General features: G+C 34.1%; 12 protein-coding genes. 6 read left to right on the top strand and 6 right to left on the bottom strand.

Annotated features, from left to right (window positions below):
* Positions 1-2: 2 nt before the first annotated feature.
* From ABS766_RS08845 to ABS766_RS08835, 3 genes are all read right to left on the bottom strand, one after another.
* Positions 3-947, bottom strand: a complete 945-nt coding sequence (locus ABS766_RS08845) for a hypothetical protein (RefSeq protein WP_408084776.1) — start codon at positions 945-947, stop codon at positions 3-5.
* 101 nt (positions 948-1,048) lie between these two features.
* Complete coding sequence (locus tag ABS766_RS08840) at positions 1,049-2,341, bottom strand: sensor histidine kinase (protein ID WP_408084775.1); 1,293 nt, start codon at positions 2,339-2,341, stop codon at positions 1,049-1,051.
* Positions 2,342-2,370: 29 nt separating this feature from the next.
* The gene (locus tag ABS766_RS08835; protein ID WP_408084774.1) at positions 2,371-3,723 is read right to left on the bottom strand and encodes a sigma-54-dependent transcriptional regulator; all 1,353 of its coding nucleotides are present in this window, start codon (positions 3,721-3,723) and stop codon (positions 2,371-2,373) included.
* Positions 3,724-3,865: 142 nt separating this feature from the next.
* Here ABS766_RS08835 and ABS766_RS08830 point away from each other — a divergent pair, with 142 nt between their 5' ends.
* The 5 genes from ABS766_RS08830 to ABS766_RS08810 all read left to right on the top strand — a co-directional run bounded on the left by ABS766_RS08830 (position 3,866) and on the right by ABS766_RS08810 (position 12,195).
* Entirely contained in the window at positions 3,866-5,107 is a 1,242-nt protein-coding gene (locus ABS766_RS08830; RefSeq protein ID WP_408084773.1) for an efflux RND transporter periplasmic adaptor subunit, read from the top strand.
* Positions 5,108-5,194: 87 nt separating this feature from the next.
* Positions 5,195-5,899 (top strand): ABC transporter ATP-binding protein, encoded by a 705-nt coding sequence (locus ABS766_RS08825; RefSeq protein ID WP_408084772.1) that lies wholly within the window; start codon positions 5,195-5,197, stop codon positions 5,897-5,899.
* 57 nt (positions 5,900-5,956) lie between these two features.
* Positions 5,957-8,371 carry an ABC transporter permease gene (locus ABS766_RS08820; protein WP_408084771.1) on the top strand — a complete coding sequence of 805 codons (2,415 nt, stop codon included), beginning with the start codon at positions 5,957-5,959 and terminating at the stop codon, positions 8,369-8,371.
* Between the two features lie 2 nt (positions 8,372-8,373).
* Positions 8,374-10,803, top strand: coding sequence for an ABC transporter permease (locus tag ABS766_RS08815; protein ID WP_408084770.1), 2,430 nt, complete (start codon positions 8,374-8,376; stop codon positions 10,801-10,803).
* Positions 10,804-12,195, top strand: coding sequence for a TolC family protein (locus tag ABS766_RS08810; RefSeq protein ID WP_408084769.1), 1,392 nt, complete (start codon positions 10,804-10,806; stop codon positions 12,193-12,195).
* A 102-nt stretch (positions 12,196-12,297) separates the two neighbouring features.
* Here the strand turns inward: ABS766_RS08810 and ABS766_RS08805 are convergent, their stop codons facing one another.
* From ABS766_RS08805 to ABS766_RS08795, 3 genes are all read right to left on the bottom strand, one after another.
* Positions 12,298-12,792, bottom strand: coding sequence for a hypothetical protein (locus ABS766_RS08805; protein WP_408084768.1), 495 nt, complete (start codon positions 12,790-12,792; stop codon positions 12,298-12,300).
* Positions 12,793-12,893: 101 nt separating this feature from the next.
* A complete protein-coding gene (locus ABS766_RS08800) occupies positions 12,894-13,691 on the bottom strand; it encodes a hypothetical protein (protein ID WP_408084767.1) in 798 nt (265 codons plus the stop codon).
* Positions 13,692-13,746: 55 nt separating this feature from the next.
* Complete coding sequence (locus ABS766_RS08795) at positions 13,747-14,580, bottom strand: UDP-2,3-diacylglucosamine diphosphatase (protein WP_408084766.1); 834 nt, start codon at positions 14,578-14,580, stop codon at positions 13,747-13,749.
* Between the two features lie 387 nt (positions 14,581-14,967).
* Between ABS766_RS08795 and aroC the strand changes: the two genes are divergently transcribed.
* On the top strand, positions 14,968-16,014 hold the full coding sequence (aroC, locus tag ABS766_RS08790; protein WP_408084765.1) for a chorismate synthase: 1,047 nt from the start codon (positions 14,968-14,970) through the stop codon (positions 16,012-16,014).
* Positions 16,015-16,115 lie beyond the last annotated feature (101 nt).

The raw sequence follows: 16,115 nt of genomic DNA, 5'->3' as shown, positions 1-16,115 counted from the left end.
GTTTACTTCATTTTATTGAAAAAGAATGTTATCACTTCAAAATTCATGGATGAAGTTGTCCAATGTCCAACGTTTTGATAATTTTTAAATGTTGCATTCAAGTTATGCTGCTTATAATTTTTTTGACATTGTATATATCTTTTTTGTACGTTATCGCCAATATTAGCATTAATTATGTTGCGCTCATTTTGGCTATATGCATCATCAAATTGAACAGCATCATTTTCATCTAGTTGTCCCATATAAATAAATTGTGGGATAGATTTATATGTTTCAGAATCAAATTTTTGATTGAATAGTTTGAAAAAATCATTTATTCCAAGCGGGTAATTGAGTTCAATTCCATTGATTTTGTCTTGTGGCAGCATGAGTTCGCCATTAAATCCACCAATAGCTAATGCTTTTATTTTATCAGGGTGTAAAAACGAGAAACGATTTGTAAATGTAGCTGAAGCCGAAAAACCATTCATGAATATTTTATTGCTAACTTCTATTTTCATGGTCCTCAAGATGCTTTTACTGTCATTAATCATTTCTAATAACTGCAAGTCAAGTCTTTTATATTCAGCAGATTGTTCCAGTATTACATCCCTGTCTAAAGCATGGGTGTATACTAATTCTTTTGAAGAAGGTCTGGGGAAAACAGGAACCAAGAAAGGAATTTTAAGCATTGTGGAAATATTATTACCAACCGAACTTACCGAAGCCAAATCAATTGCATATTGTTTATGGACGGATATACTATCAGATGTTTTACCAGTATTATTGGGTTCTACCAAAAGGAATAATTTTTTATTGAGCGGAGTTTCTTTGGGGATGAATAAAATGTAATCACTGTAAAAACCCTTTTTGGGATTTTTTCTAACAATAATCAAAGTATCATTTTCTGTTGTTTGTGCTTGACAAACAACATGTATAAATAGGGATAATAAGAATATAATGCGCATTATAAAATAAAATATTAATTATTAAGAAAATATAAGAAATTTTTTATAAAATGAATCGACATGTTGAGGTTGTGTAATTGGAACGATAGGGGAGCAGGTGATTAAATGAGGCAGATTGTAAAGGAAGTACTCTTATCAAAGTTTTTAAAATTAAGGTAACCGCCATGAGCTTCAATAATATTTTTAGATAGAGTAAGGCCTATACCGGCTCCATCGCTCCTTGTGGTAAAAAACGGCAGAAAAATTTTGTCTTCAATTTCTTTATCTACACCATGGCCCGTATCGGATATTATAATAAAGTTGCGGTTGTTTTTTATCTGGGTAATTATATTAATCTCTTTGATTTGGCTGTTTTTAAGGGCGTATATACTGTTAGTTATCAAATTAATAATCACCTGCTCAAGCTGGTTAGCATCGCCCATTATCCAGTGCGTATTAGTAATAGTAGTGGTAATGGAAATCTCTGCTTTTTTTAATAATGGGACCATTACAGAAAGGCTGTTATTTATTAATGTACTCAACTCAACCCTTTCTTTATTCGGAGTAGGTAGCATGGCCAGTTTACGGTAACTTTCAATAAAATTTTGAAGATGATCGCTGCGGTGTATCATTGTATTAACACAGTTCTTCATGTCCTCTATATCTTCCGTTGAAAGAGCATCCTGTTGTGTAAATTCATTAAGGCTCTGTGTAAGCGAACGTATAGGGGTAATAGAATTCATTAATTCATGAGATATTACCTTCATGAGGTTTATCCAGGCATCCTTTTCTTTTTTTGCAATGATTTTTTGTATAGAGTCTAAAAGAATGATATAATATTCCTGCTCAAAAATAACAGTTTTTGAGGTTTGCAACATATAAGTTTGATGCTCTGAAGTGTCTGTGCGTATTTGAACTGAGATACGGAAGTCTTGGAAAGATCGTTCTTCTATTATATTACAAAGTGAAGGAAGATAATTTTTTAAGTAGTTCCACTTTGAGAGTTTGGGTACCTGAAAATGCGTTGAAAAATATTCATTCATCTGAAATATTTCCCATTCTTTTGATGCTTTATGCAATATAAGCACTCCGGTTTCTATGTTGTCTAAAATAGACCTGTATACAACATCTTTGGTTAACTGTTCATGCTCACGGGATTTTAATACATCATATAGCTTAAACAAGTTTTTATAATTTTCAAAATCGCTGTGCTTAGAAAAATCGGCAGAAAAATCATTATTAAGCATGGCCATAATTGTTTTATCATAAAAAAGATAGGTATTTTTTATAAAATTGAACAATTCGATAAATAACAATACAAAAACTACAAGAAAAAAAAATGATGTATAATTGAGATTTTTTATAAAAGTAAAAATACCTGTACCGGCTATACTTATTATAAGTATTAACCTCAAAAAAAATAGTTGATATAACTTGAAGGATTTCATAATTTATCTTTATCTATGGCATATTTTTCCAGGCGCCTATACAGGGCGGCTCTGGAAAGACCTAATTCTTCAGCGGTTTTACTTATATTATGATCATGTTTAATTAAAGCTTTTTCTATCGCTGATTTCTCCATATCAGAAAGTTGGCTGTCTGGCCTGTTATCTACTATGCTTATTTCATCCAGGTCAAGGTCGGCTGTTGTAATAGTTATATCTTCACATAAAATTACTGCCCTTTCAATGCGGTTCTCCATTTCGCGTATATTTCCGTTCCAGCTATGTTTTTCTATTTGCACCACTGCATCAGGAGAAAATACTACATTTTCACGGCCATATTTATAAGCCATTTTATTTAAAAGAAATAAAGCAAGGCCCGCTAAGTCTTCTTTGCGCTCTCTTAGCGGTGGCAGCACTATTTCCATAGTATTAATACGGTAATATAAATCTTCCCTAAAAAGCTTTAAAGCAGTTTGTTGTTTAAGGTTTGCATTGGTGGCAGTTATTATACGCACATCAACGGTACGGGGTTTGGCCTCTCCTAAGCGCGTTATCTGTTTATTTTGTATTACCTGAAGCAGCTTAGATTGCAGGTGTAACGGTACATTTCCTATTTCATCAAGAAATATAGTGCCTTTGTGGGCCAGCTCAAACCTGCCCGGGGTATCGGTTTTTGCATCTGTAAAGGCACCTTTGGCATAGCCAAAAAGTTCGCTTTCAAAAATATTTTCATTTAATGAGCCTAAATCAACATGTATAAACGGCTCTTGTGCCCTTAAAGAATTTTGGTATATATAATTTGCCATTACATATTTACCAGTACCGTTTTCGCCCAATATGAGTACATTGGCATCAGTTTTTGCTACTTTTTCTGCTAAAGCATAAGCGCGTTTACCAGCGATCGACCTGCCTGTAAAATATTCTGTTTTTTGGGGTGGTACAGGGGTATGCCTTTTTGAGCGACGGTATTCAATAACTGCTGACTTAACTGTTTCTGTCAACTTATTATTATCCCAAGGCTTTAATATATAGTCAAAAGCACCCAGTTTTAAGCCTTCAACAGCGGTTTCCACCTGGCCAAAAGCAGTCATCAGTATTACTATGGTTTGGGGTGACAATGTCTTAATTTCTTTAAGCAGGTAAATACCTTCGCGCCCATCTTCAAAACCTATTCTATAATTCATATCTAAAAGTACTACGTCTATAGGGGTTTCTGCCAGAAGCTGAATGGCTTTTTTTGGATCGCTCATTACAAAAATCTGTTCAAAATGTTTCTTTAAAACCATTTCTGCAGCAAAAAGTATATCTTCTTTATCGTCTATAATTACTATGTTGGCCTGTGTTTTTTTCATGTACTGTGCGGTTTCGGACAAACACTGTCCGATTTCGGACAGTAGGGTATTATTTTTTATTTGTATTTATTTGTTTAACAATACATTATGTTTTTTAAATGTATGGCATGAAATTGCTTATTTACATGCCAAAGAACCTGATATGGACACCATCATTAACCGTAAAAGTAAAAAAAATAAATACCTGTTACTGGTAATACCTGCTTTTTTACTTTTAGGATATTTTGTTTATTCTGCCTTAACCAAAAAGAGAAGTTTAACAGTAGAGAAAGGGGAGATAACTATTAAAACTGTAGAAAAAGAATATTTTGAAGACTTTATAGTTTTTCAGGCAAAAGTAGAACCATTAAATTCTATGTTGCTTAACGTAATTGAAGGAGGGGCAATACAGGAGATATTTGTAGAAAACGGAGACCTTATAGAAAAAGGCCAGCCCCTGGCAAGGTTATATAATCCAAATACAGAGTTGAGCTATGTAACACAGGAAACTTCTATAATAGAGCAAATAAATAACCTTAGCAAAGCTAAACTTGATTTAAGAAATCAGGAGCTTAGTATGGCCAAAGACCTTGTTGCTATAGACCATGATTATCAGGATGCTAAAAACCAGTATGATTTGCATGAAAAGTTATATAATGAAGAAATTATCTCTAAAAATGAATGGGAAAAAACACAGGAAAATTTTCGCTTTCAAAAAGAGCGAAAAAGTATAATACAGCAAACTATACAAAAAGAGAAACAGGCAAACCAAATACAAATATCGCAAATATCCCAATCGCAGGCTATTATGTATAAAAGCCTTGGTATATTAAGAAAAAATAAAAATAACTTTTTGGTTACCGCCCCGCTTGCCGGCAGGCTTACCTCTTTTGAACCCGTATTAGGTAAAAACTATAACACAGGAGATAATATAGGAAAGATAGACGTTATGAAGGGTTATAAGTTGGTTGCTGAAGTGGATGAGTATTATCTTCCACGTATATCGCAAAATCAAAAGGGAAGGATTGAACATAAAGGGAGTGTAATTGATGTTGTGGTGAGTAAGGTAATCCCTGAAATTATAAAAGGACGATTTACCGTAGAACTTAATTTTATGACGGATAAAGAGCTTACGCTACAGCAGGGGCTTAGTTTTAGTGTACGGCTAATACTTTCTGAAAAAGAAAAGACTTTGGTGTTATCCAAAGGCCGCTTTTATGAAGATACTTCAGGAAAATGGATATTTGTTGTAAACGGAAACAGTGCCGAACGCCGCAAAATAGAATTGGGAAGGGAAAACCCTCTTTATTATGAAGTACTTGGTGGGCTTAAAAAAGGGGAGAAGGTGGTAACGTCAGGCTATACAGATTATAAAGATGTAGAAATATTAAATTTTGAAAATTAATTATACTAAATAAGGAGTTTTAATCATCAATCAAAAAAAGGATCGTTAACAATTACACCTACACGCTGTGGGCTAAAAAAAAGAATTATGATAAAAATAGAGAAACTTTCAAAGGTATTCAGGACAGAAGAAGTTGAGACAAAAGCCTTGAATGATATTACATTACAAATAAAACAGGGCGAGTTTGTAACTATAATGGGGGCATCGGGATGTGGAAAATCTACCCTGCTTAATATAATAGGTTTACTGGATGGAGCTTCTGGCGGAAGCTACAAACTACTTGATAAAGAAATAAACGGGCTAAGTGAGGGTGAGAAGGCCAGAATACGAAAAGAAAATATAGGCTTTGTATTTCAGAACTTTAACCTTATAGATGAACTTTCGGTTTATGATAATATAGAGCTACCGCTTATATATAATAATGTGCCTTCTGCTGAAAGAAAAAAAAGAGTAGAGGCTATTGCTGAGCGTTTGGGTATTTCGCACAGGCTAAAACACTATCCGCAGCAACTATCGGGTGGGCAGCAGCAAAGGTCGGCAGTAGCAAGGGCATTGGTAAATGACCCAAAAATAATTCTTGCCGATGAGCCTACTGGAAACCTTGATAGCAAAAATGGCAATGAGGTAATGGAACTGTTAACCGATTTACATGCTAGTGGTGCTACCATATTAATGGTAACCCACTCTGATTATGATGCTTCATTTTCACAAAGAACTATTTTTATGAAGGATGGTATGATACTTAACGAAAAGCAGAATAGCAGAAATGTAGATGTTTTGATTACCAGTTAATTAATATGATATAAAAAATTCAATCATCAATCAAATCAACATTTAAATAATACAATCATGTTAAAAAACTGGCTCAAAATATTTATATATAATGCAAAGAAAAACAAGTTTTTTACAGCCCTTAATACTTTAGGGTTGAGCATTGGTATAGCCGGACTTATATTTGCCATATTATACTGGAATGAAGAACAAAGTTATAACCAGTGGAACCCGGAAAAAGATAAAGTATTTACTGTTGCTTCTGATTTAGGTAATGGCATGGTATGGCCTCATAATGTATATCCGCTGGCAAAATACATGAAGGATATACCTGAAATAGAAGCGTTTTGTTATTTTAATAACTGGTACTATTATGAGATAATTCACTATGGAGAAAAAAAGACGCAGATAAATATAGCCGATACACAAAAAAACTTTTTTGAGTTTTTCCCTTTTGAATTTGTAAAAGGCAATATAAAAAACGCGCTGCCCGACAATAACAGTATTGTTATAGAAGAAAAGGTTGCCGAAGGGCTTTTTGGAAATGAAGACCCTGTTGGTAAAGAGATAATATACTCCGGACGTAAACTTATAGTTAGGGGAGTTTATAAGATACCCGGCAAATCTTCTTTTGAGCCAGAGGCAGTAACTAACCTGATGGAAGAAACAAGGCTTAATGGTAATGAAAACCAATGGGGTAATTTTAACTTCGGCCTTATGGTTAAAGCACATACACCCGAACAGTTAAATATAGTAAAAAAGAAGATTGATAATATATATTTACAATATAGGCTGAAACCTTTAGCTAAAGCAGAAGGGCTTTCTACTGCTGAATATATTAAAAAGTATGGCACCATATCGGTTATATTAGAGCCGCTTTCAAAAATTAGACTACATTCTGTAGTAGATGGCACACCCGAAGGAAAAGGCAATTACCAGTTTTTGCTTATTATGGCAGGCCTTTCGGTACTTATTCTTATACTTTCTATAGTAAATTATGTAAACCTGGCTACGGCTAATGCTATTAAAAGAGCCAAAGAAGTAGGGGTGCGCAAAATACTTGGTGCCTCAAAAGGCAATATAATACGGCAATTTGTTTTTGAAACAGTTCTTATTACAGCTATGGCTATTTTACTGGCTCTTGTTATTGTAGAACTTTCCCTGCCTTATTATAATGAATTTCTTAAAAAAACACTCGAAATAAGCAACGGCCAGTTCTATATTCAGCTTATATGCATATTTATTATTGTTGTGGTACTGGCTGGAATTTTCCCATCGGTATACGTGTCTAATTTTGAAACGTTAAAAGTTCTCAGGGGTAATTTTGGCAGAAGCAAAAAAGGTGTGTGGCTACGTAATGGTATGCTGGTACTGCAATTTGCAATTGCTACATTTTTTATAATTGGTTCTTATGTAGTTTATCAGCAGGTTCAGTACATGAGTAATAAAGATTTAGGACTTAAAGGTGACCAGGTTGTTGAAATTATATACCGGAAAGTTTCTTATGATGACCCTAATATTATTTATAATAACTACAGGCTTGTATATGATGAGCTCAAAAAAATAAAAGGAGTAGAAAAAGTATCGGGCGCGGCATTTTCATTTGGAAGCGGGTCTGACTCTTCATCAAGCTTTTCCTATAAAGATAATACTATACAGAGTCAAAACATGGCTATTGATTTTGATATGTTGGAGATGATGGATATAAAAATGGCTATGGGAAGACAGCTTTCAGAAAATTTTTCTTCTGATACCATAAATAATATGCTGGTAAATGAAACAGCTGTAAAAATGATGAACGAGAAAAACCCCATAGGCAAAACGGTGGAATGGAATGGCGAAAAACTTAAAATTGTTGGTGTAGTAAAAGATTTTCATTTGTTTGGCCCCCAAAATAAAATACCCCCTATGTCATTCTTTCACTTTAAGACAATTGACTGGATGTCCTATAACCTGAATAAAATCTATGTGAAAATTTCTGCTGATGAGATGGCCCCTGCTTTGAGTGATATAGAAAAATTCTGGTCTTCTAAAGTTGACCTGGAGTACCCGTTCAGCTATTCGTTTGTAGATAAAAATTACCAAAAAACCTATCAGGAGTATATAGACCAGAAAAACCTTTTTTCTTTGCTTAACGGTGTAGTAATAGCCATAGCGCTGTTTGGACTGTTTGCTTTAGCTTCTTACAGTATACAACTAAAAATGAGGGATATAGCTATACGTAAAACATTAGGAGCCGAAACTAAAGTACTGCTAAGGGAGCTTTCAGGGCAATATATTATTTTTTGCATTGCCGGGTTTATAATTGCTACTATACCCGCATGGCTACTGCTTAATAAGTGGCTTGATAATTTTGCATACAGAATAACAATATCATTTATACCATTTATTATTGGCTTTATTGTATTAATGCTGCTTACGCTTATTGTGGTGTTAACCAGGGCTTATGCTGCTACGCGCGTTAATATTCTTAAATATCTGAAATACGAATAGCCATGATACATAACTGGTTGAGCTTATATTTATACCACCTGAAACATAATAAAATTTTTAATGTTTTAAATATTCTTGGGTTAAGCCTTGGTGTAGCAGGATTAATTTTTGCAATGTTGTACTGGAATGACGAACATAGTTATAATGCCTGGAACCCCAACAAGGAGAATGTTTTTTTTACAGTTACAGATTTAGGCGAGGACAAAGTGTGGGGATCAAGCTCTGCACCCTTAGGCCCGGCACTTACGGCATCAGTGCCCCAGGTAAAAGAGTATTGTTATTTAACAGGCTGGTATGAAAGTGATGTGCTAAAATATAAAGAAAAAAAGATTGTGCTGTCTAAGGTAACAGATGCCCAAAATAATTTTTTTAATTTTTTTCCTTTCAGGTTTATAAAAGGCAGTTCAAGCACAGCACTTAACCCAAACAGTATAGCAATATCTGAGAGTATTGCAAAAGCAATATTTGGAGATGAAGACCCTCTTAACAAGCAAATTACCTATGGTGATAAAAACCTTGTTGTTAAGGGAGTTTATAGTATTAAGGGTAAATCTTCTTTTGAACCCGATGCTGTTATTAATGCAATTGGGGCCAAACTAAAAGAGACAGAAACAAGATGGGGCATGTTTAGTTTTGGCATGCTGATAAAACTAAAAAACCCTGCTGATGCACCCTTGGTGAGGGAAAAGATTGATGCCTTATACTATGAAAATACTGTTAAAAAAAATATTGCAGAGTCTGGTATGAGTAAGGAAGAGTATATTACACGTTATGGGGTTACAAAAGTATCGCTGGAACAGCTTAAAGACCTGAGATTAAAGTCAAAAGTTAATGACACGGCAGAAGGCAGGGGCAACTACCAATTTCTGCTTACTATGATGGGACTCTCTTTGCTTATACTCATAATTTCTATTGTTAATTATAGTAACCTGGCTACGGCAAATGCTATTAAAAGGGCTAAAGAAGTAGGCATACGTAAAATACTGGGAGCATCTAAAAACAATATTATACGGCAGTTTATTTTTGAAACTGTAATAACCACTTCATTTTCTATTTTATGTGCATTAATGATTGTCGAAATTTCATTGCCCTATTACAATATATTTCTGGGGAAAAATATTGAGCTTCATGAAAATACATTTTACACTCAGCTTATTGCCATTTTTATAATAGTAGTGCTTTTGGCAGGCATATTTCCGGCGGTTTATGTTGCAAAGTTTGAAACTATAAAAGTGCTGAGGGGAAATTTTTCAAGAAGTAAAAAAGGAATATGGTTACGAAATGCAATGCTTGTACTGCAGTTTGCTGTAGCATTCTTTTTTATAATTGGCTCGTATATAGTGCACCAACAAATAAAATACGTCACTACAAAAGACCTTGGTTTTAACGGTAAACAAATTGTAGATGTATACTACCGAAACCCCTATAATTACAGGGAAGAAGGATACAGGCAGAAAATGAGCCGTAACTACAGCAGGGTTAAAGAACAAATGCTTAAAATTAGGGGTGTAGATGAGGTTGCCATAAGTAGTTTTAAAATAGGCGGAGGATCGTACCAGCAATCTACAGTTTCTTATAAAGATATCTCAATTGCCATACAGATTATGGGTATGGATTTTGAACTTCCTGAGATACTTAAATTAGAAACGGTGAAAGGGCGGTTTTTATCTAAAAATATAGCATCTGACACTATTAATTCAGTAATTATTAATGAAACAGCTGCCAAGATGCTTAATGAAGCTAATCCCATTAATAAATATATTACTTATCAGGAGGATAAAAAACTAAAAATTGTTGGCGTAGTAAAAGACTTTCACATGTTTGGTCCTAATATAAAAATACTACCAATGATGCTGTTTCAGTATAAGGTTGAAAACGGGCAATTGCAAAACTGTCATGAGATTTATGTAAAAGTGGCTCCGGAACATATGGAGTCTGCATTGGCAGGAATAGAAAAATTATGGGTAGAGGAGGTAGACCCAGATTACGCCTTTAATTATGGTTTTGTAGATAAAAACTTTGCCCGTAGTTATGAGAATTATGTACAACAGCGCAATGTGTTTTCGTTACTTAACGTAGTGGTTATACTTATTTCTCTGTTTGGTTTATTTGCTTTAGCCTCTTTTAGCATACAACGGCGGATGAAAGAAATAGCTATAAGGAAAACGCTGGGGGCAGATACAATACTGCTTTTAAAGGAATTGACTTGGCAGTATATGCTGTTTTGTATACTGGGCTTTATTATTGCTTTGATACCAGCATGGATATTGCTTGATAAATGGCTGGATAATTTTGCCTATAGAATTACTATTTCTTATGCTCCTTTTATTACAGGTTTTCTATTTCTACTTGCCTTAACGCTTATAATTGTTATTTCAAAGGCCTATGCTGCAACAAACGCCAATGTATTGAAATATCTTAAATACGAATAATTGAAGTTAGTTATTAATCAATGGCTTGCAGGAACGCGCATTCCTGCAGGCTATTACACATTACAATTTATGAAAGGCAAAGCATTTATATATATACTTTTATGGTTTACTGTTTGTAGTGCTACATCTCAGGAAGTATGGACGTTACAGGATTGCATTGAAACAGGGAAGAAAAACAACCCGGATTTTCAGTTGCGCCAGCTTGAGATACTTAGCGCCGAAACTACACACCGTAGCCCTATTATGGAATATCTACCTAAGGTTGACTTTTCGGCCAGCCAGAGTTATAGTGTAGGTTCAACCATAGACCCTGCAACTAATAACAGGATAAGCTCCAGTATACAATCTGATAACTTTGCACTTAATGCAGGCATAACGCTTTTAGATTTTAATGTATTTACTACAGCAAGGCGCAATAAAATTGCCGTTTTAAAAGCAGCAGCAGATAAAGAAGCTACGGCTGCGGAGTACTGTTTATCTATACTGGAAAATTATTTTAATGTGTTATATACCCAGGAACTGCTTAAAATTCAGCAAAACCAATTTGAAAATGCAACGTTTAACCTTAACAGAATAGAGAAAGAGGTAACATTGGGCAGCAAACCCAATAGTGATTTGTATGATATAAAAGTAAGCTATTCACAAGAAGAGAATAATATTTTAGAAACAAAACAGTTACTTTATAGTCAAAAACTTACACTATTACAATTATTAAATGTTGAAGATATTGACCCGGATGATATTTTGTTAGCTGAAGTAGAAGAAAAAATAGTGACTGAGAAAATAGAAACCAGTGTTTTTGAAAATACAGTTAAAAATTATCCGTCTATACGCGCAGCGAACCTGGCAATTGAAATGTCAAAAAAAGATGTAACAATTCAAAAAAATAAATATTTACCTTCTTTAGATGCTTTTTACAGCTATTCTTCTTTTTATTACCTTCCACTCAACCAGGCCAGTGGCCAGCAGGTAAACCCTTTCTGGACACAAATTAATGATAATAAAAATCACTATATAGGTTTTCAGGTTAATGTGCCAATATTTAATGGGCTTCGCACAAGTAGAGACGTACAACTTGCTAAAATTGAATATAAGAAAAGACAGGTTGAGAGCGAAAAGGAAAAAATAAAGCTACGCCAGACCATAGAGCAGGAAGAAGCAAAAAAAAGGCAAAATATGATATTGATAAATCAACTGGAAGATACAAGGCGATATGCCGAAAAGTCTTTTACAACCACACAGGCTAAATTTAGTAGTGGCCTTGTTGAAGCTATTGTTTTTACTACTTCAAAAAACCAAATGCTTATGGCACAATATAATTTACTTAAAGCTCAATATACTGTGCAGTATATTAAATATAAACTTCAATTTCTTCAGTTTAATACTTTTTAATAGACATATAAAAATTGAGAAAGCTAACTATAAAGTTAATATACGCTAAAAGGGCCGCTGATAAAACAGGCAGCCCTTAATGTTATTTTTGTTTTATATTGTTTAGAAACGGAAACGCACACCTAAAGCAATATCCGGTCCAAAATTGTCTCCCCCGTAATCATCATTAAAATAAAGTTCCGGCCTAAAATCCAGTGACAACTGTAGGGGGATATCAAAGTTATATTCAATACCCAGATCGCCTGCTACAAATACAAAGGTTCCGTTGTCATCATCATGATAAGGCCCCGGGCCATCATTATTATAACTCCATGAACCTACACCGCCACCAACACCGGCATACCAGTTAAAACCACCTTCAATATTCATTACCCATTGGTATAGGGCAGCAAGTTTAAAGGCATCATAATGGTTTGAGTCGCGCCAGCCAAGATCAAGTTCAACACGGTTAGACGATGCCAGTGTACGCTGATATGAAATTTCACCTCCAAATCCATCGTTATCACCCAATCGTAAACCTAATGCGTTTCTTTCCTGTGCCTGTGCACTTAAAGCTAATGCAAAAAGCATAAAAGCTGATAAAATTACTTTTTTCATAGTTATAGAGTTATTGTTAACTAAGGCAAATATAAAATCAGCTTTTTGTAAGAATAAGTTTATGTTAAAGTTTTAACAGTTATGATTTTGTTAAACATAACTCAATTATAATCTATTAATACTTCCTCTTGATGTTCCGACCCTGATTCTGGCACAGTTACATTAATATTGAGTGAAGAAGTATCTATAAGCTCATAATCTATATCAGTCACTACACGTATAGCACCAACGCCTTCGGCATAATACTGGGTAGATACTAAAGCGTCCTGGGCAGGCATAATTTCTATAGGTATGGTAAATGTGTCAACAGTTACAATAGCAGTTATCTTGATATTTAGTGTTATAGTTACTACTTTTACATTTGTATAAGTAGTACCATCAGGTGTAGTATATGTTGGTCTATCCTGTTGTGCCATGCTTGACATGCCGTATTCTATTTTAATAGTATATATATCATCAACAGGCTGCTCCAACATACCAGATTTGGTGCTTAGTATTGATCCTGCAGTTGCATTAGCATCAAAAAGGACAAAATCGTTTACCGCAAGGGATATGGGAAATTCTTCAGATAGGATTACAGATGTGCCTCCTGAAACAAGTAGCTTACTTCCTTCTTGCCTTATTCCGTTTCCACTTAATGCACCCGAATAAAAACCAGTAGGAGTGTTTTTAGTTTTAAATTTCTTATAACTCTTTCCTTCTATTAGTGTATCATTAGCTATATATAAAGAGTCACGGCCGGCAGCATTTGATGTTTGAGTATCGTAAACCCAGTATTTACCATTATTTAAAGGCAGGTAACTTTGTGTTTCATTACTATTGTCATTATTATCATTATCATTATCAGAACATGATAGTAGAAAAAAAACAGTAAAAAGTGTTATAAAGATGTTTTTCATTAGGTTAGTTAATTAATTTTTGCTAATATAACTAACATTTAATAAAAAGTATAACTTATTTTTTATCAAATAACAAAGTTGCTAAAAGTTGAGGGTTATCAATAAATTCTGTTTCAGTATCAGTATATATTTCTGCATCTTTTACTTTTTCATTGCTATGTTGATACATCTTCCATTGCCCTTTATTATATTCGAGCGCTGTAAGATTTTCTATCCAGTCACCAGAGTTTAGATACAAAACCTCCCCTTTTTTATTTTGTTTTTTAATTATTTTTGGTTCATGTATATGCCCACAAACAACATAAGTATAGTTATTTTCAATGGCAAGTTCAGCAGCGGTAGTTTCAAAGTCCGAAATAAATTTTACAGCTTTTTTTACACCTGCTTTAATTTTTTTTGAAAGGGAATAAGGCTCACGCCCCATTTTTACCAAAATCCAGTTTATAAATCTGTTAAGTAGTATGAGATAGTCATAGCCTATACCGCCAAGTTTGGCTATCCATTTGGCATGATGCACGCTATTATCAAAAATATCGCCATGAAAAAACCACGCTTTTTCTCCATCAAGCTCTAACACTACTTTATTTACTATAGTAAAATTACCCATTTCTGTATCGGCAAATTTCCTAAGCATTTCATCATGATTGCCTGTAATATAATATACCTTAGTACCCTTGGCCGCAAAATTTAGCAGACGCTTAACAACTTTTAAATGGGATTTTGGAAAATATGATTTTCTAAAATTCCATATATCAATTATATCACCATTTAAAATCAGGGTTTTTGGCTTTATATCTGCCAAATAGGCAAGCAATTCTTTTGCATGGCACCCATAAGTACCTAAATGTACATCAGAAATTACAACTACATCAACGTTACGTTTTTTCATAAGTTGTTTTCTGCAAAATACGTAGATTGATTATATCATGTATTTATCTTAAAGTTATAATTGTTTTAAGAATTGGTAAAGTAATTACTCCTATGACATATCATTTTGAAAGGTAAAATTTTGAGAATACTTACGCTTTATAAGTTTTTTTAAAGTCTTCTAAATACTGAAGGATCTAACAAAATAAAGTTCATTATTAAATTAGCAGGAGAGTTTTAGGTTTGTTGATTTAATCCTTAGGAGCTATTCAATATAAAAATCAATTTATTTTAAATAATAATAAATACTAATCCAATTATGGAAATGGGAATAATTCTAATTTTGTTAGGATAGCTAATTATTTCATATCTATGTATCTTTACTTCTTTTTTTTAACAGCAAGAAATTATGGCAGGAAATACATTTGGCAAAAGATTTACATTAACTACGTTTGGAGAATCGCATGGACCTGCAATCGGAGGAATAATTGATGGATGCCCGGCGGGGGTTTTACTGGACTTTGAGGCAATACAACATGAACTTAACAGGAGGCGCCCCGGCCAGTCTTCTATTGTTACTCAGCGTAAAGAGCCAGATGAAGTTGAATTTTTAAGTGGTATTTTTGAAGGTAAAACTACAGGGGCACCAATAGCTTTCATTATCTATAATACAAATCAAAAATCTACTGATTACAGCCATATAAAAGATGTATACCGCCCTTCTCATGCAGATTATACTTATGATAAAAAATATGGTATAAGAGATTATAGAGGTGGGGGCCGGAGCTCTGCGCGTGAAACTATTAGCAGAGTAGTGGGGGGGACTATTGCTAAACAACTTATTCCAGAGGTTAAAATTAATGCATTTGTGTCTTCTGTAGGGGATATTTTTATAAATAAACCGTATCAGGAACTTGATTTTTCTTTAACGGAATCTAATGCAGTACGCTGCCCGGATATACAAACAGCAGAAAAAATGGAGACTTATATAAAAGAAATACGTAAACAGGGAGATACAGTAGGTGGCACAATTACATGTGTAATACAAAACGTACCTGTAGGTTTGGGAGAGCCTGTTTTTGATAAACTTCATGCAGAACTTGGTAAAGCAATGCTTTCTATTAATGCGGTAAAGGGTTTTGAATATGGAAGCGGATTTTGCGGCGCACGTATGAAAGGGAGTGAGCATAATGATTTATTTAACACTGATGGCACTACTAAAACCAATCTTTCCGGTGGTATACAAGGAGGCATAAGTAATGGTATGGATATTTATTTCAGGGTTGCATTTAAGCCTGTTGCAACCATAATGCAAAAACAGCAGACTATAAATAATAAAGGACAGATTACCGATATGCAGGGTAAAGGAAGGCATGATCCATGCGTTGTACCCCGTGCTGTACCTATTGTTGAAGCAATGGCTGCATTAGTTTTAGCAGATTATGCTTTAATTTGATTTATGTTCAACAATAAGCCTGATTAAGTTTTAATTTATGAGTTATGTTGTTAATTATTTTTAAATAAAAATTGCTCGAAATACTTTTTATTATTATTTTA

Source organism: Flavobacterium rhizosphaerae, from assembly GCF_046000445.1.
GTDB classification, from domain to species: domain Bacteria; phylum Bacteroidota; class Bacteroidia; order Flavobacteriales; family Flavobacteriaceae; genus Flavobacterium; species Flavobacterium rhizosphaerae.
The sequence above is the reverse complement of the archived record's forward strand: the minus strand, read 5'-3'. Positions and strand labels throughout refer to the sequence as shown.

Coding starts and splice junctions, on each gene's coding strand:
- ABS766_RS08815 (WP_408084770.1), top strand. CDS start 8,374: ATGATACATAACTGGTTGAGCTTATATTTATACCACCTGAAACATAAT.
- ABS766_RS08800 (WP_408084767.1), bottom strand. CDS start 13,691: ATGAAAAACATCTTTATAACACTTTTTACTGTTTTTTTTCTACTATCA.
- ABS766_RS08820 (WP_408084771.1), top strand. CDS start 5,957: ATGTTAAAAAACTGGCTCAAAATATTTATATATAATGCAAAGAAAAAC.
- ABS766_RS08830 (WP_408084773.1), top strand. CDS start 3,866: ATGGACACCATCATTAACCGTAAAAGTAAAAAAAATAAATACCTGTTA.
- ABS766_RS08825 (WP_408084772.1), top strand. CDS start 5,195: ATGATAAAAATAGAGAAACTTTCAAAGGTATTCAGGACAGAAGAAGTT.
- ABS766_RS08845 (WP_408084776.1), bottom strand. CDS start 947: ATGCGCATTATATTCTTATTATCCCTATTTATACATGTTGTTTGTCAA.
- ABS766_RS08795 (WP_408084766.1), bottom strand. CDS start 14,580: ATGAAAAAACGTAACGTTGATGTAGTTGTAATTTCTGATGTACATTTA.
- aroC (WP_408084765.1), top strand. CDS start 14,968: ATGGCAGGAAATACATTTGGCAAAAGATTTACATTAACTACGTTTGGA.
- ABS766_RS08835 (WP_408084774.1), bottom strand. CDS start 3,723: ATGAAAAAAACACAGGCCAACATAGTAATTATAGACGATAAAGAAGAT.
- ABS766_RS08805 (WP_408084768.1), bottom strand. CDS start 12,792: ATGAAAAAAGTAATTTTATCAGCTTTTATGCTTTTTGCATTAGCTTTA.